General features: G+C 64.9%; 12 protein-coding genes and 2 tRNA genes. 5 read left to right on the top strand and 9 right to left on the bottom strand.

The window, feature by feature from the left end:
- The first annotated feature begins 81 nt into the window (after positions 1–81).
- The gene (gene map, locus IPK69_03550; protein ID QQS09705.1) at positions 82–918 is read left to right on the top strand and encodes a type I methionyl aminopeptidase; all 837 of its coding nucleotides are present in this window, start codon (positions 82–84) and stop codon (positions 916–918) included.
- Positions 919–1,007: 89 nt separating this feature from the next.
- Here the strand turns inward: map and IPK69_03545 are convergent, their stop codons facing one another.
- From IPK69_03545 to IPK69_03520, 6 genes are all read right to left on the bottom strand, one after another.
- The gene (locus IPK69_03545; GenBank protein QQS09704.1) at positions 1,008–2,522 is read right to left on the bottom strand and encodes an efflux transporter outer membrane subunit; all 1,515 of its coding nucleotides are present in this window, start codon (positions 2,520–2,522) and stop codon (positions 1,008–1,010) included.
- A gap of 66 nt (positions 2,523–2,588) precedes the next feature.
- The gene (locus tag IPK69_03540; protein ID QQS09703.1) at positions 2,589–3,686 is read right to left on the bottom strand and encodes a biotin/lipoyl-binding protein; all 1,098 of its coding nucleotides are present in this window, start codon (positions 3,684–3,686) and stop codon (positions 2,589–2,591) included.
- Positions 3,683–4,474, bottom strand: a complete 792-nt coding sequence (locus IPK69_03535) for an ABC transporter ATP-binding protein (GenBank protein ID QQS10411.1) — start codon at positions 4,472–4,474, stop codon at positions 3,683–3,685. Before IPK69_03535 ends, IPK69_03540 begins: the two co-directional genes overlap by 4 nt.
- A 26-nt stretch (positions 4,475–4,500) precedes the next feature.
- Positions 4,501–5,652, bottom strand: coding sequence for an ABC transporter permease (locus IPK69_03530; protein QQS09702.1), 1,152 nt, complete (start codon positions 5,650–5,652; stop codon positions 4,501–4,503).
- On the bottom strand, positions 5,649–6,368 hold the full coding sequence (locus tag IPK69_03525; GenBank protein ID QQS09701.1) for a CerR family C-terminal domain-containing protein: 720 nt from the start codon (positions 6,366–6,368) through the stop codon (positions 5,649–5,651). The genes IPK69_03530 and IPK69_03525 overlap by 4 nt, the downstream gene beginning before the upstream one ends.
- 172 nt (positions 6,369–6,540) lie before the next feature.
- A tRNA-Arg gene (locus IPK69_03520) sits at positions 6,541–6,614 on the bottom strand.
- 192 nt (positions 6,615–6,806) lie between these two features.
- On the opposite strand from IPK69_03520, the gene rpsT reads away from it, so the two are divergent.
- The 4 genes from rpsT to IPK69_03500 all read left to right on the top strand — a co-directional run bounded on the left by rpsT (position 6,807) and on the right by IPK69_03500 (position 8,934).
- On the top strand, positions 6,807–7,079 hold the full coding sequence (rpsT, locus tag IPK69_03515; protein QQS09700.1) for a 30S ribosomal protein S20: 273 nt from the start codon (positions 6,807–6,809) through the stop codon (positions 7,077–7,079).
- A 118-nt stretch (positions 7,080–7,197) separates the two neighbouring features.
- Positions 7,198–8,094 carry a CPBP family intramembrane metalloprotease gene (locus IPK69_03510; GenBank protein ID QQS09699.1) on the top strand — a complete coding sequence of 299 codons (897 nt, stop codon included), beginning with the start codon at positions 7,198–7,200 and terminating at the stop codon, positions 8,092–8,094.
- Positions 8,095–8,328: 234 nt separating this feature from the next.
- Entirely contained in the window at positions 8,329–8,628 is a 300-nt protein-coding gene (locus IPK69_03505) for a hypothetical protein (GenBank protein QQS09698.1), read from the top strand.
- Positions 8,629–8,859: 231 nt separating this feature from the next.
- A tRNA-Glu gene (locus tag IPK69_03500) sits at positions 8,860–8,934 on the top strand.
- A 414-nt stretch (positions 8,935–9,348) separates the two neighbouring features.
- On the opposite strand, the gene IPK69_03495 is transcribed toward IPK69_03500, so the two are convergent.
- The 3 genes from IPK69_03495 to IPK69_03485 all read right to left on the bottom strand — a co-directional run bounded on the left by IPK69_03495 (position 9,349) and on the right by IPK69_03485 (position 16,459).
- Positions 9,349–9,990: a hypothetical protein gene (locus IPK69_03495; GenBank protein ID QQS09697.1), complete on the bottom strand. Its 642-nt coding sequence runs from the start codon at positions 9,988–9,990 to the stop codon at positions 9,349–9,351.
- Between the two features lie 431 nt (positions 9,991–10,421).
- Positions 10,422–13,334 carry a site-specific DNA-methyltransferase gene (locus IPK69_03490; GenBank protein ID QQS09696.1) on the bottom strand — a complete coding sequence of 971 codons (2,913 nt, stop codon included), beginning with the start codon at positions 13,332–13,334 and terminating at the stop codon, positions 10,422–10,424.
- An 8-nt stretch (positions 13,335–13,342) separates the two neighbouring features.
- Positions 13,343–16,459, bottom strand: coding sequence for a DEAD/DEAH box helicase family protein (locus tag IPK69_03485; protein QQS09695.1), 3,117 nt, complete (start codon positions 16,457–16,459; stop codon positions 13,343–13,345).
- Positions 16,460–16,815 lie beyond the last annotated feature (356 nt).

Below are 16,815 nucleotides of genomic sequence, written 5' to 3'. Positions count from 1 at the left end.
AGGGGAGGATACCCGCCACGACAGGGCGAGCAACGAACCCCACCCGATCGCCCACCAATCCGCGCCCGTACGATTGCCCCGATGCCGACCGCCACGCGTCATGTACCCAGGCTCACCCCCGCCGAGGCCGCCGCCGCCGAGGAATCCGCGCGCAAGGTCGTCGAGACCCATCGCGCCCTCGCCGGGTTCCTTCGTGCGGGTCAGACGCTCGCCCAGATCGACGCCTTCGTCGCAAAGACGCTCGAGTCACTCGATTGCCGCTCGTGCTTCCTTGGCTATCGCGTGCCTCGCACGCCGCCATTCCCGTCGCACGCGTGCCTCTCGGTGAATGAGTGCGTCGTCCACGGGACCGCCGGTTATCTCACGCGCCCCCTTGCGCCCGGCGACGTCCTCAAGATCGACATCGGCGTGACCTATCGCGGCTGGATCGGCGACGCCGCGTGGACCTATTCCATCGGCACGCCCACGCCCGAGGTTCGTCGCCTCATGGACACCGGCAAGGAATCACTCCGCCGGGGCATCACCGCGCTGAAACTCGGCGGGACGCTCCTCGAGTGGGCGAAGGCCGTGCAGGGATTTGTCGAAGGCGAGGCCGGGTTCCACCTCGTCCGAGGCCTCGGCGGACACGGCTACGGCCGACGCCTCCACGGCCCACCCTACGTCTCCAACACCATGCCGACCTACGCGGGCGAATGGCCCGACGCGCAGATCGTTCTCGAGCCGGGGATCCTCATGGCGCTCGAGCCCATGATCGCGGCCGGCACGCCGATCGTGAACAGCAAGAAAGGCACCTGGCCCGTCTTCACCGACGACGCCTCCATGTCCGTCCACCACGAGCACGACGTCCTCATGACCGACGACGGACCCAAGGTCCTGACCGCCGGCCTCGAAGAACTCAAAGACGTCATCGACGCGTGACGCGTGCCCCGGGTACCCCCACGCTCCGCGTGAGGTCTTTTTCTCTTTTCATTCTCGATCAACTCCCCGAGTCCCATCACCGTTGATCGCTACTTCTCCGCACGATCCTCGCTCGGCCCGCTCGAGGCGCCCGAGTCGTTCTTCACCTTCGGCAAGCCGCCCCCCAGCGCCTTGTACAACGCCACGAGATTCGTCGACATCGTGATCTCGCTCTGCACCAACTGGTCCTCGCTGTCATACAGCGCCCGCTGACTATCCAGCACGTTCAGGAAATCACGAATCCCCGCCTTGTACACGTCATTCGAGAGTTCCACGGCCCTCCGGTTCGACTCCGTCGCGCTCCGCAAGAGCGCCACCCGCTCCTGCTCACGCACGAAGTCCACGAGCCGGTTCTCGACCTCCTCGTATGCGTTGAGCACGGTGGACTCGAACGCCCCGATCGCCTGCTGCGTGCGCGCGTCGGCCGCGTCCTTCGCCCGATAGAGCCGGCGCCGATCAAAGAGCGGCAGGCGCACCGCCGGCCCGATGCTCCACGAGCGGCTGTTGATGTCTGTCAAGCCCTTGGTCGAATCGCTCACGAGCGCGAACGCGCCCGAGAGGCTCACTCGCGGATACAGATCGGCCGTCGAGACCCCGACGCGCGCCGTCGCCGCCGCCACCTGACGCTCGGCACGCCGAATGTCCGGACGATTGCGGATCGCGTCGCTCGGCAGACCCACCGCGACCTCCGCGGGCATCGCGGGAATCGGCCCCGGCGTCGAGAGTTCCGGATACAGCGCGCCCGGTTCCTCGCCCACAAGCACGCTCAACCGATGCATCGCCCGCCGCTGCCCCGCGAGAATCGGCGGCAACTGAGCCCGGCGCGACTCCAGGAGCGCCCGAGCCTGCGCCAGATCCAACTCGCTCGAAAGCCCCGCGTCCAGCCGCGCCTGCGCGATCTGCACCGACTGCTGCTGGCTCTCGATCGTCCGCTCCACGACCGCTTGCCGGTGCTGCAGCCCGCGCAACTCGATGTACCGCGTCGCAACCTCTGCAGTCAGGATCGTGATGACGTCACGGAAGTCCGCCTCGCTCGCAAGCATCTCCGCGTCAGCGGCATCGATCGCGTGCCGAACCCGCCCGAAGAGATCGATCTCCCACGACGCGTCCACGCCCACCGAAAACTGCGAGGTCTCATCGGACCCGAACATCGCGCCGTTGTTCACATTCTCGCTCGAACGCATCCGCTCGGCACTCGCCGCCGCATCCACGCTCGGCCAGAGATCCGCCTTGCTCACGCCCCGGATCGCCCGCGCCTCGGCGACACGCGCCAGCGCGATCTTGATCGACGGGCTCCCCGCGATCGCCCGGTCAACGAGCATCGTCAGCGTCTCATCGCCGAACGACTCCCAATACCCATCGAGGCTCGGCGCCTTGGCCACGGGCGCGCTCGCGACGCCCGGCGTTCCCTCAAGCCCATGCCACGACTCCGCCGGCGTCGGCGCCCGAGGCGCGGAATACGTCGGCCCGACCTTGCAGCCGCCAATCAGAGCGATCGCGCCAATGCCCAGAGACAGGCCGGCGACACGGATCATGCGGAACGAGATGCTGGTTGCGTAGTGCATAAGGGCTGAGTCCTTCAGGAATCGTGGTGTTGGAGTGCTGGTGCGCGGACAAAGGGGCAAGGACGCTCACGTGCTCTTTGGAGTCTCCGTTCTTCCGGACGTTCCCGACGACTCCGAGACCGGGGCGCTCTCGATGTACACATCGACCTGCTGTCCCACAAAGACCGGCAGCGACTTCGGATCAAACGCAAAGATGATCTGCAACACGCGCGTGTCCACGCGCTCGGTGCTCTCCCCAGTTAACGACCTCTTGGGCACCACCAGCGGCTCGAACCGCACGAACGTCAACGCCGTCGAAAGACTCGCGTTCCCGCGGACATACGCCACGGCCTTCGAACCCTCGCGCACACGCCACGCGTCGTTCTCGTCCACGTCCGCCCGCACGTGCAGCGTCGAGACACCGCCGAGCACCAGGAGCGCCTGCGACGTCACGCCCGCGGGCGCGAACTCGCCAGGGCGGATGTTGACCTGAAGCACGCGCCCATCCACCAGGGCCCGGATCGTCCGACGCCCGAGATCGGTGACCACCGACTGCAGTTGCGCACGCGCCGATTCCACCTGCGCCCGAGACACATCCAAATCCACGCCCCATGTCCCGGCCTTCAAGAGCGCCAAATCCGCCCGGGCCTGCGCCAGCCGCGCCTCAGCACCAGCAACCAGGAATCGCGCCTCGCTCAGCGTGTCCGCCGTGATCGCCCGCGGATCCGTCACGGCCTGTCGCAGCGCGAGTTTCTCCTGTGCGTCCGCCAAGGACGCCTCGGCCTCCAGAACACGCGCTTCCGCCGGCGGGACCTCCTCCGGTCGAGGCGAGGCTTCCAAACGCCGATACTGCGCCTCCACGACACGCAAGGCCGCCTCGCGTGACGCGCGTTCGGCCTCGAGTTCCCTCGCATCGATCCGGAAGAGAGCCTCCCCCTTCTTCACGTCCTGACCGACAGTCACCATCACCTCGCCCACCACCCCGCCCACCGGCGTCCCCACATCGATGTTCAGCGTGCTCGACTCCACAATCCCCGACGCCGCCACGAATGTCGAGAACGGTGCCGAGGGCGGCTGGACCACCGGCGGCTGGGGCACCACGGGCTTGGAACCCTGCACGATCGTGTACGCCGCAAGCCCCATCCCCACGATCGCCAGCACTGGAACGATGTAGACCCGGATCATGCCGTCGTCTCCGATGAGTGAGAGTTCTGAGCCGTGTGCGCCTTGGGATCGGTCGAGTGCGAGTGGCCCTTTCCGCGGCGGATCGTCACGATCCTGCCGTCGTCCATCTCCGCGATTCTGTCCGCGAACTCGAAAATGCGCTGGTCGTGGGTGACGACCACCAGCGACAGTTCCTCGCCCGCCGCGACCTCACGCAACAGTTCCATCACCTTCTGCCCCGTCACGTGGTCGAGCGCGCTCGTCGGCTCGTCGCACACGATCAGTTTCGGCCGATGCACCAGCGCCCGCGCGATCGCCACACGCTGCTGCTGCCCCCCCGACAGTTTCGTCGGAGGGCTGTTCGTCCGCTCCCCAAGACCGACCTTCGACAGAATCTCTCTCGCCCGGTCGACGGCCTGCTTTCTCGCCTCGCCCTGGATGAGCAGAGGCACGGCCACATTCTCCGCGATCGACAGCGTCGGGATCAGATTGAACGACTGGAACACAAACCCGATGTTCCGCGCCCGAAACCGAGAACGCTCCCCAGACCCCAGCCGATCCAGATCCGATCCCAACACCTCGCACTCGCCCTCGTCGCGATCAAGAACGCCCGCCACCACCGAGATCAACGTCGTCTTGCCGCACCCCGAAGGCCCGACGAGCATGAGCAACTCGCCGCGATGCACATTGAGATCGATCCCTCGCAGCGCCCGCACCGCCGCGTTCCCCGTGCCATACGTCTTTGTCACCCCCGCGCAGCGCACAGCCACAGCCCGTCCATCGCCGAACGAAACCGCCGAATCGGTCATCGACATCGTGGGCTGCCCGGACGTCGTCATTTGAACACCACCCCCGGCTCGAGTGAGATCACCCGTCGCACGCTGATCAGCGCCGCCAACGCGCAGATCATCGCCACCGCACACGCCGCCACCAGCGAGAGTTGCCACGTCAGCCGGAACGCCAGTTGCGTCTTGCCCATCGAGTTCCCAAAGAGCGCCGCCAGCCCCACACCCAGCCCGAAGCCCGTCACGGCGACATACCCCGCCTGAAGCAGGATCATGCCAAGCAAGGTGCCATCGCTCGTCCCCATCGCCTTGAGTGTCCCAAAGTATCGAAGATTGTCGAGGGTGAAACTGTAGAACATGAATCCCGTGATGATCGCGCCGACGAGGAACCCCAGCGCTACCGCGATCCCGAAGTTGATCGGGATACCCGTGTTCTTCAGGAAGTACGTCACCGTCAGGCTCTGGAACTCGGGCTTGGTGTACGCCGCCAACCCCGTCTCCCGCTCGATCGCGGCACAGACCCGATCCACATCAACACCAGCCTTCGCCCTCACCAGCACGAACGACATCAGTTTCCGCTCGCCCGGCACAAATCGCGTCGCCCGCGAGTACAGCGTGTACAGATTCGGCTGCGACTGGAACGTCCTCGACACCCGCGCCACGCCCACCACGCGACCCCGGTGATCGTTCAACTCCAACTCGTCACCCATCGCGAGCGGCCTGGTCGTCCCGTCGGCCGATCGCCGCGCCAATCGCCCGACGGCCCCCGCCTCGTCCACGATCACAGCGCCATCCTGACGCAAGTCCTCGACACGCCCCTCCAAAAGGTCCGCCGGCGCGCCAATCAACGACGCGTCGTCCAGCCCATACAGGTTGCAGTTCACAAACTGCCCGCTCGGAAGGCGAACGCGGATCATGCCCTTGTACAAAGGCACCGCCCAGTCCACGCCCTCCACACCCCGCACCCGCTGCAATGCCGTCGATTGCAGAGGTTTCACGTCGTCGATGAACTGCACCTTCGGATCCATCACCCAGATGTCCGGCTGCGCCATGTCCTTGATCGTCGCGAACGTGCGAGACATCAATCCGACGAAGATCGACCCCTGCTGTGTGATCACCATCGACGCCAGCGTCACCCCTAGCAAGATCCCGAAGAACTTCGCCGGGTCGCCCACCAGCATGCGCATCGCCACGCGGATCATGCCGGGGTCCTCCGCGAGGGCGCCGCGTCGCTCCGCCTTCCGAGTTCACGCATCCCCGAGATCGAGTACGCGCAGATCTGCTCCACGATCGCGTCGATGCGCTCGCGCGTGAACGAGACCGGCCCGCCGAGCCGTTCCATCACCGGTCGAGCGTGGTGATAGACCAGGCACTGCCCGATCACGCCCACCGCGCACCGCTGGATCAGGTCCTTCGGAGCGTGCTCGCCCAGCAGGTCGCCGCAGGTCTCGCTGAGCGCCAGCCAGTCCGGGCGGATCGATCGCTCGACCAGCCCATCGAGCGCGCCCGTGGGGTCGGCCATCTCCCGAGCGCACAACTTCCCGTGCCACTCCGGCTTGGCCGGATCTGTGAGTCTCGTCACGAACGTTCGCACAAAGACGCCTAGCCGCTCCTCGGCCGTCCCACACCCCTCAAAGTCCATCGGATGCCGATGACGAGCCGTCGTATGCGCGTGGTGCAGCGCCGACGCGTACAGGTGCTCCTTGTCACCAAAGTGATAGTTGACCGCGGCGATGTTCGCCCCGGCAATCGAGCAGATCTGCCGGATCGTTGCGTCTTTGAAGCCCCGTTCGGCAAAGACTGTCCCGGCGGCCTCGATCAGGCGTGACCGAGTCGAACCATGGGCATCCAAGGCCTCATCACCCGCGAACGAACGCGAGGCCAGTGGATCAGTGCTGCTCGAACGCTGGGAGAGCATGGGCAAACAATAGTTTCAATCAACTGTTTGTCAACACCCAACACAGACTGCCAGTCTAAATTCCGTTCCGAGCCACAAAAAAAACCGGCTCCTCGCGATAGCGAAGACCGGTCGTGCCCATTGACGGGGGCCGAATCTGATGTATCCCAAGCCGATCGCCAGGGATTCGAAGCACGGGCGACAGGAGTCGAACCTGTAACCTCCTGATCCGTAGTCAGGTGCTCTATCCAATTGAGCTACGCCCGCACACAACCCAGACCGGGCCTCTCGGCACGATTCGGGACCGCAAGATTACGGCGTCCGAACACCCCGGGCAAGGCCCAGCATCCGATCTTCACGCCAACTCCTCCCCCAGGCGCTTGATTCCCGGCATTTGCAGGCAACCATTCCGACTCCCCACGCCGAACCGGCGGTGGGCACGAAAGGATCGATCGACGAATGGCCCACTCGAAGTCCGCCCAGAAGCGCATCCGCCAGAATGAGACCTCCAACGCCCGCAATCGCTGGCGCCTCAAGACCCTGCGCGACGCCATGAAGAACTTCAACGAGCAGATGCTCCACGGCTCCAAGGACCAGGCGACCGAGGCCTTCCGCTCGACCTCCAAGGTCATCGATCGCACTGCCGCCAAGGGCGTGATCCACAAGAACCAGGCCGCACGCCGCAAGAGCCGCCTGAGCGCTCGCCTGAAGACCAAGGCCGCCGCAAAGTAAATCCGCGATCTCCGCGATCCACCAACGCCGCGACACCGCGGCGTTTTTTCTTCCCACGTTTCGCCTCAATCGCGCCGCTCCCCTTCACGACGCGCGTTCCCCTTCGGTACGCTCCACTATGCCGCCGAGCGCCAGATCCCCCAAGCGCCGACGCCCGCCTTCAACCGGCGGCCCATCACGCCGCGCGCCAAAGCCCGAACTCAACGCTCCACCAACCTACACCACGCTCTCCACGCGCCCCCTCCACGTGCTCCTCTTCCTCCTCCCCCTCGTCCTCTTCTACGAGATCTCCACCGCCATCCATCTCCGCGACGCCGGCATCGTCGACACCATCGCCGCCCACCACCTCCTCTGGCGCTTCTTCTCCATCTTCGGGAGCGCCAGCCTCTACATCCCAGGAGTCGCCCTCCTCGCCACCCTCATCGCATGGCACGTCATGTCCAAGGACCCCGTGCGTGTCAGGCCGAGCGTCCTCTTGGGCATGACCCTCGAGGCCGCCCTCTGGACGCTCCCGCTCCTCGTTCTCGCGCTCGTCATCGGCTCCATCGGGGGATCGCACGGAGCCGACTCCACAACCATCCCGCCTCCCGCGGCCGCGCTCCTCCAAGAGTCCTCCACCGTCGCCACGCTTCGATCGCTCCCCTGGAACCAGGGCGTCACCATCGCCGTCGGCGCTGGGATCTACGAGGAACTCCTCTTCCGACTCCTCCTCATCACCGGTGTCCACTTCCTCGCCGTCGATCTCGCCCGTCTCTCTGATTCCACCGGAAACGTCATCGCCGTCATCGTCAGCGCCCTCGCCTTCGCCTTCTACCACGAGATCTTTGTGGGCGGGGGGGGCGGGGGAGGCGGGGGGGGGTGGGGCGCCGTGGACGTGCGCATGCTCACGTTCTACACCCTCGCCGGGCTCTACTTCGGCTCGATCTTCCTCGTCCGTGGCTTCGGCGTCGTCGTCGCCGTCCACGCCCTCTACGACGTCGTGACGATCGTCCTTCTCACGCGCCAGAACCCATAAACGCCCTACGAACAGACGACCCTCGGATATTCCTGCACACGCGAGGACCTTGAAGGCCCTCCCGCTCTCACGCGGCGTGTTGCTCAGTATCAGGTTCTCAGACGTTCTTAGCCTGACACATCACGAGACGTCGTCCTCCCACCCCGCTATGCTCACGTTGTCGCCCCAACACCACGCGGGTTCTCCGCGTGATGCGGCCCAGTGGGCGGATCGACAAGCGAACTGGAGGCAGCGATGGCGCTCGAGTACGCGATCGACGAGTTGTACGCGACCGGTTGGCAGGCTCTGGATTCCTCCGCCTGCACCCACCACACCGACGGCCGGCCCTTCCCCACCGAGCAATCGATCCACGAGGCCTTCAGCCACGCCGGGTTTGAACTCTCCATCCGCCGCATCCAACTCTTCGACTGCAGCCGTGCCGAATGGCGTGACGCCTCCGGCTCGCCCATCGGCGCCGTCGTCGGCCAGACCCACAACGAGGCCGCCGTCTTCGCCCTCGCCCAACTCCGCCGCCAGATGCAGCCGGTCTCCTGACCACTCCTTGGCTCTCTATCCGATCTGCCGCGACCGTGCCTGCCACGTCCGTGTCGCCGGAACGCCCACGATTCAGTCGGCGTCCCGTCTCGCATCCCTACGCCCAACCCACGTCCCGCGAGATTCACTCTTCGGGCGTGCCCGCCTATTGTCCCGCTCGGTCCTGGACGATCCCAAACGATCGCCCGTGCCCGGCCCTTTGGGGCCAACCACGGTCGATTCGCCCCTTGTGGCCCCATCGTCTAGCCTGGTCCAGGACGCCAGGTTCTCATCCTGGAAACATGGGTTCGAATCCCATTGGGGTCACTTCACCCGCCCCGCGAGACTCTCGCGGGGCGGCGTGGTTTTTGGGGAAGAGAATAGGGATGGGCAATAGGCCATGGCAGAAGACAACGGGGATTCGGGATCGGGGCCGTGGTGGGCCGGCTCTCCAGAGCCGGCTTCTACGGACTCCTTCAATGTCTCGTGATTCGGCATTCGTCTCACGTGTGCCATTGCCTATTCCCCATTCCCTATTGCCTCTTCCCTCCAGCGACAACGCGGGCGCCGGGATTGGTTCCCGACGCCCGCGTGGAGTGCACGTCACACTGGTTGTGGTGGAAGGAGTAGAGAGGTGGGTGGAGAAGGGGGGAGGGGGTGGGGGGGTGCGGACATCACACTCGGGCACCGGCATCTCTGCCATTGCCCATGGCTCACTCCCCATTCCCTTCTCTTCCCTTCTCACGCCGCCTGGCTGATCCCAAAGTTCACCACGGCCTCGACGCTCTGGGCGCTGACCTGGTTGTTGCGTTGGGCACGGACGGTGTAGCGGACGCTCGCGACGCCCGCGGGGGCGGTGGCGTCAATAAAGGTCTTGCTCGCGACGGCGCCGACCTGGGTCCACGTCGTCGAGGTGCCGATCCGCCGCCAGATGGTAAAGAACGTCTGGTTCGCGGTGGATCCCTTCCAGTTGAGGGTGACGGTGCCGTCGGCGTTGGGGTCGCCAACCAGATCCGTCGGCGCCTCGGGCGGCCCGGCGGGGGTCGGGGGGGCCGGGGGCGGGACCGAGGCCAACTGGTAGACGGTATCCTGCTGCTGCTGGGTGGGCTGGCTCTCGGCAAAGGCTCGGATATAACGAATGGCGTCGGCCCCAAGATCCGACAATGTCCTCATGGCGGCGGCCTGCCCGATGGTGGCGTTCTTGGCCGCGATGCGAGCCGCTTGCGCCGCGTTGTAGGCGGCCCGCGCCGCGACGGTGGCTTGTTTTACAGCGTCGGATTGGGCGGGGCTCAGGCCCACGGACGCCGAGTTATCGATCCAATCCTGGTAGCGCTGCTCGAACCACTCCAGACGGTCCACGATGGAAGAAGGGAGAACGGCCATGTCTCTGGACTCCGTGTCGCGCCGCCCGCCGTGCCGCACGCCTTCCATAGATCTATGAAAGAAGCACGACCGACCGCGACGCCTGGGCCTGATGGAAGTGGCGCCCACCCCCGGGCAGACGCCACACTGACGCCGATGAAAGACCCGGACCGGCCACCCACCCCACCTGTGGCGGATTCGATCGGCCGATCGGTGGGAGGACTTCAGGTAGAGTTCAAAGAAATTGTCGGCTATTCAATCTTGGGTCACTCATATACTTACGGAGCATCATGTCTGCTGGACCAGTCTACCACCGCCAGGGCACACAGTCCTCCTAAATCACACCAGTATTCAAGGGGACCGATCGTGGTCTCTGCGTGAAATCCTTAATACCTGGAGATTGTCCCCAGGGAAACCATTCCACACGGATTGATCGGTAGCCGACTTCGGCCTTATGGCACTGCAAAGACCTTCATCACCTCGTCGCCCAGGTGGTTGATGACCTTGACCGCGATCTTCCCGCTGGCGGGCTTGGCGAACTCGCGCGACGTGCTGCTGTGGAGTGACTTCCAGGCCTCCTCGTTGACCTCGGCTTTGAGCGTGGTCTTGAGGGCCTTATAGGGATCGTTCGCCCCGAGGAAGTACGCCTGGCGGACGAAGAAGGACTCGTTGTTGTAGTCTGTATCGATGAACCAACAGGCGATGCCCTCGGCGCCGTCGCTGCGGATCTCGCCCGTCTGGGGGTGGAAGACATCCACGCCGTTGATCTTGACGCGGATGGCGTCGTAGTCCTTCAGCTCGGCTCCCTCGGGCGCGTCCAACGGCGGAAGCACCTGGATGTCCGGCTCGCCGAAGATCACGAACAGGTTGCCTTTGCCCGTGGCCTTGAGTTCGCTGCCCATGTGCAGTTCCGCGTTCATGCGGGCCTTGAGCACCGGGATCCGCCCGAGTTTGCTGAACTCGCTCGCGTGCGCCTCATAGTTGAAGGCGCACGCGATCAGAACGTCGAAGTTGGCATCCGCCGCCTCGCGAGCGGCCAGCACCAGGTCCTGCCGTGTGACCGTGCCGAACTCCGGTCCGATGAAGATTCCCGCGCGCTTCTCCTTCCCGCCCCCTCCCTCACCCTCGACATACCGTCCCTCGGCGCCGATGTAGTCGCCCGGCCAGGGCGTCAGCGTTGAGAACTGGATCCGGTCCTCCTTGTGGGCCTGCTGCACGCCCGCCGCCCTGAGGTTCTCCAGGACGATCGTCGCAAAGTCCTGCCCGATCGGATCCGCGTCGTCGCCCTTGGGGGCGATGGGGTCGATCAGTTCGTCGTCTTCATCCACGCCAATCGTGCGATGCGGCGAGAGGCTCTCGACGGTGAACGGCCCGGCCACGCGCACCTTCTTCTTGTCCTCAAACGGCTTGTCGTACAGATACTCGAACTCGGCCTTGGCGGCGATGGAGGCGTCGATCTCCTTCTGACGCAGGATGCGCTGCTCCCACCAGCGGGCGTGGGCGTCCCTGGCCTCCCTGGGCCACTTGGCCTGATCGTCGGTGGGCGCCTCGCGGGGAATCTCCCACTCCTCCCATGTCGTGCCGAGGGCCTTGTTGAGCGTCGCGCGGAGCGGCTCCAGGCGCTGCTGGAACTTCTCCCAGATCACGTCGATCTCGGCGTTGTTGGCGATCGATTTGAGCGTGATGTGCGGCACGCGCTCGTAGACGAACCCGTGGCGGATGTTGCCGTGCGTCGGCTGGGTGCTGGGGGCGGTGCGGGTCACCTCCGATTCCTTCGCCTGCCCCTCCTTCGAGTCGGCCAGCAGGTAGAAGGGATACCGCGCCCCCATGATCCGCGCCCGCGCCAAGGCCAGCGCGACGCGCGAGGTGTCGATCGTGATCCACCGCCGCCCCCACTGCTCGGCCACATACGCCGTCGTCCCCGACCCGCACGTCGGATCGAGCACGAGATCGCCGGGGTCGGTGGTCATGAGGAGGCAACGCTGGACAACCTTTTCGTTAGTTTGAACGACGTACACCTTGTCAGACGCACCTCCAACGTCAGACCAAAGCGGTCCGAGCGAGACGGTAGGATCATCTCCGAAAAGACGTCGCAAACTGATTTGCCGTCCATCTATCACCACACGATTGGCACGAGCAGATCGTGCTAGACCATCGACCGTCACCTTCCAATGGCTGGTTTTCCCGGGGTGAAATGTTCGGCCGCAAAAATCAAAGTCGATGGTAGTTGATGGACGGAACCCGTCCGACGTCAGCGGGTATGAACGCCACACTTTGCTTATGCCTTCAATGAGATTCGGTCGTTCTCTTTCTTCCGTAGTGAGTGGGCGGCTATCCACCGCAGAAGTCATTATCTTCGTATAGCCGCTTCCACCCTCGCCGCCCAATACGCGGTCGACGAGCAACGGACGAAACTTCCCTTCTGCCGATTCTCGATTTCGTGCGTACCATAGAACGCGGTCAAAATTCGACTGGATGAACGCCCCTGCAACGCTCCCCGTTTTCTGAACCACGATTTCCAAGATGAAGTTGCCGACGCCAAACACTTCATCCATCAATGCTCGAATTCGATGCACATTTTCATCCCCGATCTGCACAAAGATCGACCCCGACTCGGTGAGCAGGTCGCGGGCGACGGTGAGGCGGTCGCGGAGGTAGGTGAGGTAGGAGTGGATGCCGTCGCGCCAGGTGTCGCGGAAGGCCTTCACCTGCTCGGGCTCGCGGGTGATGTGGGCGGCGTTGCCGTCCTTCACGTCGCGGCTGGTGGTGGACCACTGGAAGTTGCTGTTGAACTTGATGCCGTACGGCGGGTCGAGGTAGATGCACTGCACCCGCCCGCGCAACCCCTCGCGCTCGGCGAGGCTGGCCATCACCTGGAGCGAATCGCCGAGGATCATGCGGTTGGACCAGTGGGCATCGTGCTGATAGAACTCGGTCCGGGCGTCGCCCTCGGGCACGCCGTTGAAGTCGGCGAACAGGTCGAACTGCTCCTCGACGGGCTGGTGCTGACGCTCGATGATCTTGCGGGCGATCTCGGCGGCCTCGGTCTGGCGTCGCAGGTCGTCGATCAGGGCCTTGGGGTGGACCTTCTCCTGGATAAAGAGGGGCGGCGCGGGGACGACAAGGTCGGACCAGTCCTGGTCGTCCTTGCCGCGCCAGACCAGTTGCGGGTCCAGGTCGCGGTTGCGCCGCTCGTAGGCGACGCGGATGGGCGACTGGAGTTTCTCGTCGAGCACGGGCTGGTACTCGGCCGTGGGGATGTTCCTCCGCGTGGCCTCGTCGTGTGTCAGGGCGACGACGGTCTTCTTCTTCGGGCGTGCCGTCTTGGAAGAAGATTTCGGCTTGGTGGTCGGTTTCTTGGCCATGTGCATCTCTAAATGGAAGCCCGGGCCGGAGCGCCGGAAGTGATTGCTCGATCGATCATGGAATCGAAGTGTTCCTGGACTTTGGCCTCGAAGTCGGCCCGCATCTCGTAGACATCGGTGAACTCGGCGAAGGCCCACCGCCCGAAGCGCCCCAGGTGGTTGATGCCGGGCACCCAGTAGGCATCCATCGTCTGCTTCTTGTCCTTGGCGTCCTCGCGGCGGTAGCCCTTGATCTCGACGATCAGGTGCAGGAGGTCCGGCGTGCCGTCGGCGAGCGGCGGGCGGCCGTCGTCGATCTCGACGATGAAGTCGGGGAGGTACCGACGCGACTCGGTGCCGAACCGGTAGGGGATCTCGAGGCCCAGCCCCTGGTTCTTGACATAGGCGCGGACCCTCGGGTGGGCCTCGGCCACGCGGCAGAACTCGGCCTCCCAGTCGCTGTCGAGAACGACCCAGTTGACGTGGCACCGATCCCCCGAGGTCTCCCAGCGGAGTTTCTTGGAGGTGTTGAAGGAGACGAAATTCGTCGAGCCCTCGGGGTTGTACGGATCGAGGATCGCCTTGATCGGATTGTCACCCACCATCTTCCGGGTGATGCCCGCGGTGATGCGCTCGCAGGCCATGTCGGCGAGTTGCTGGTGCAGCAGTTGGGCGGGGAAGGTGTCCCCACGACAGACCAGATGCCCGTCGAGCCACTCGCGGGTGATGGCCTTGAGTTGGCCGAACAGATGGAGTTTGGGCTCCTCGCCCGGGTCACGCCACTTGGTCTCGATGAGGCGCCTGGTGAGATGGAAGAGGATGGTCGCGGGACGAACCGCATCGAGGTGCTTGAGATCCAGGTCGACGCCCTCGCCGATGATCCCCTCGTTGCGCGTGATCGCGGGCCCGACCAGGTCGGGCGTGAGTTCGAGCGTGGAGTCCTCGGTGAACGCGGCGGTGAGACGCTCGGAGGGGAGCTCGACCCTATATCCCTCGACGCGCGGGAAGCGGATCTCCAGATGGTCGCGATCCGGGCGAACGGCCCTCACGTGGACGGTCTCTCGCGGCGGCTGGGGTGGGGCCACGACGGGCTTGGCCGTGAAGTCGAACGGGATGCCCAGCACGTCCGCGTACTCGACGTTGAAGAGCCCGTCTTCGTTCAGGTCGTACGACTGGCGGCGCAGGGCCCGGCCGATGACCTGCTCGCAGAGCAGTTGCGTTCCGAATGCACGCACGCCCAGGACGTGGGTCACGGTGTTCGCGTCCCACCCCTCCGTGAGCATGGAGACCGAGACGACGCAGCGGATCGACTCGCCGAGGCGCCCGCGCTTCCCGACGGTCTGCATCACCTCGCGGAGCAGGTCCTCGTCGGAGAGGTTCTCGGCCTGCCGCGTGTCGCCGGTCCGCTCGATGATCTCGCGGCGGAACCGCTCGATCTCGTCCCCCGCCATCGTGCGGAACTGGTCGTCGAGGGCGTCGCCGGAGTCGAGTTGCTCGCTGTCGATAAGAAGCGTGCGCGGGCGGGCGAGCGGTCTGCCGTCGTCGTCGAAGTTGCGAAAGAGCGCGAGACGCCCGTTCTCGAGGCGCGTCGTGCCGTCGTCCATCGTGCGATGGAACCCCGAGACGTAGTCGTACACCAGTTTCGAGGCGGCGGTGTTGTTGCAGACGATGATGAAGCAGGGCGGGACCATGAGGCCCTCCGCCTGCCACAACCCGAAGGTCTTCTCGTAGTGCCCATAGAGCGCGTCGAGCGCGGACACGAGCAGCGTCGGCAGCGAGAGCGGGTCGAGCGACGCGGCCTTGCTCCGCCCCTTCCTGGGCATCACACTGCGGATGTTCTCCCACAGGGCGCGGAATCTGGGCATCTCGGACTGGTCGGGGAGGTTGTCCGCCACCGGGACGCGCGGGAGTTTCACGATGCCGCACTCGATGGCGTCCATGAGTGAGAAGTCGCTCATTGTCCACGGAAAGAGCGTGCCCTCGGCGTAGCCCGAGCCGCGCAGGAAGAATGGAGTCGCGGACAAATCCAGCACGCGATTCGTGGTGAGCGTGCGCTGGACGGCCTCGAGGCCCGAGAGCCAGAGTCGGGCGGCCTTCCTGCTCTTCTCGACCTCGCTCTTCTCGTCGCCGGTAAGCGATTCGTCGGTATCATCATCCCCTGCGCCCTCATCGTCGGCGGGCTTCTCTCGGTAGCAGTGGTGGGCCTCGTCGTTGAGCACCATCACGCCCTTGAGGCCCATGAGCCCGGGCATGACCCGCTGGAGCATCTGTCCCTCGGTCTCGCGGGTGTTGAGCTCCTCGCCGCGCCCCTGGAGCAGGGCGCGTCCGCCAGCCGAGAGTTCCATGGTCTCGCGGAGTTTAAACGCGTGGTAGTTGGTGATCACAATCTTGGCGCGATCGAGGTCGCCGAGCATGTCCGTGGGCACGAGCTCGCGATTCTTGTAGTAACTGTCGGGGTCGTTGGGCTGGAGCACACGCAGCCGGTCGCGGATCGTCAGACCGGGCGTCACGACGAGAAAGCCACGCGTGTACTTCTTGCTCCCCGGACGTCGCACGGCGTTGATGGTCTGCCACGCGATCAGCATGGCCATGACCGTCGTCTTCCCCGCGCCGGTGGCCAGTTTGAGGGCGAGCCGGGAGAGGCCGGGATTCGAGGCGTTGTTCGCCAGCGACAGGTAGTCGAGTATGGCCCGGTCCTCCTTGCCGGACTGCGGGGCGACCTCGGTCAGCCAGATCGCGGTCTCCACGGCCTCGACCTGGCAGAAGAAGGGGCGGATGCTGTTGTACGGGTGATGTCGCCAGTGCTTGAGAAGGCGGGCGGTCTCGGGGGTGACGCCCCAGCCGTCGCTGCTCGCGATCCCACGCCACACATCGACCTTGCGGCGGACCTGGTTGATGATCGGCGTGGGGTCGTAGTGCTGCGAGGAGGAGGAGAGGCCGGCGCCCTCATTATAGACGATCTCCGATTGCCCCGTGCCCTTCCGTCGCTTCTTGGGCCTGGGGACAGGCGTGATGAACTTCGCCGTACGGCGCGTCTCGTTCACCTGATTCGTGGGCTGGCCGTCCTCGTCGAGTTCCCAGTGACGTGCCGGGTATTGATACGGCGAGTTGAGGATCGGTTGTTCAAAAAAGGAAGGATTGCTCATCTCACCCACTCACATGCGATGACAGTTGATACGTTGTGCAATCGACGCAGCCCATGTGTCAGAAGAGCCGACTGGCAAACGCCCGCACACAATTGCGCGGCTGTGCCGCCGGACGCACGTGTCTTGCGTGAGGGTGCCATGTGTGCGAAGCATAACCCAAGCGAATGATTCCCGCACGGGGAACGTTCGATGACCAATATCGAAATCGACAGGCAGTACGGGGCGAGATGGGCCCTCCCTCACGGTCGGGCTGCTTGTGGGAAGGTCGTTGATCCGACAGCCCGTCCATGGAGCCGGCATCGTGAGACGGAAGCGACGCGTCGGCATCCGAGTTCACGACTGATCGGTCGCAGCAG

The organism is Phycisphaerales bacterium (assembly GCA_016699835.1).
Lineage (GTDB): Bacteria > Planctomycetota > Phycisphaerae > Phycisphaerales > UBA1924.
The sequence above is the reverse complement of the archived record's forward strand: the minus strand, read 5'-3'. Positions and strand labels throughout refer to the sequence as shown.

Excerpts from the sequence above, each read along its gene's own strand:
- map (QQS09705.1), top strand. The coding sequence starts at position 82 with ATGCCGACCGCCACGCGTCATGTACCCAGGCTCACCCCCGCCGAGGCC.
- IPK69_03545 (QQS09704.1), bottom strand. The coding sequence starts at position 2,522 with ATGCACTACGCAACCAGCATCTCGTTCCGCATGATCCGTGTCGCCGGC.
- IPK69_03540 (QQS09703.1), bottom strand. The coding sequence starts at position 3,686 with ATGATCCGGGTCTACATCGTTCCAGTGCTGGCGATCGTGGGGATGGGG.
- IPK69_03535 (QQS10411.1), bottom strand. The coding sequence starts at position 4,474 with ATGACCGATTCGGCGGTTTCGTTCGGCGATGGACGGGCTGTGGCTGTG.
- IPK69_03530 (QQS09702.1), bottom strand. The coding sequence starts at position 5,652 with ATGATCCGCGTGGCGATGCGCATGCTGGTGGGCGACCCGGCGAAGTTC.
- IPK69_03525 (QQS09701.1), bottom strand. The coding sequence starts at position 6,368 with ATGCTCTCCCAGCGTTCGAGCAGCACTGATCCACTGGCCTCGCGTTCG.
- rpsT (QQS09700.1), top strand. The coding sequence starts at position 6,807 with ATGGCCCACTCGAAGTCCGCCCAGAAGCGCATCCGCCAGAATGAGACC.
- IPK69_03510 (QQS09699.1), top strand. The coding sequence starts at position 7,198 with ATGCCGCCGAGCGCCAGATCCCCCAAGCGCCGACGCCCGCCTTCAACC.
- IPK69_03505 (QQS09698.1), top strand. The coding sequence starts at position 8,329 with ATGGCGCTCGAGTACGCGATCGACGAGTTGTACGCGACCGGTTGGCAG.
- IPK69_03495 (QQS09697.1), bottom strand. The coding sequence starts at position 9,990 with ATGGCCGTTCTCCCTTCTTCCATCGTGGACCGTCTGGAGTGGTTCGAG.
- IPK69_03490 (QQS09696.1), bottom strand. The coding sequence starts at position 13,334 with ATGGCCAAGAAACCGACCACCAAGCCGAAATCTTCTTCCAAGACGGCA.
- IPK69_03485 (QQS09695.1), bottom strand. The coding sequence starts at position 16,459 with ATGAGCAATCCTTCCTTTTTTGAACAACCGATCCTCAACTCGCCGTAT.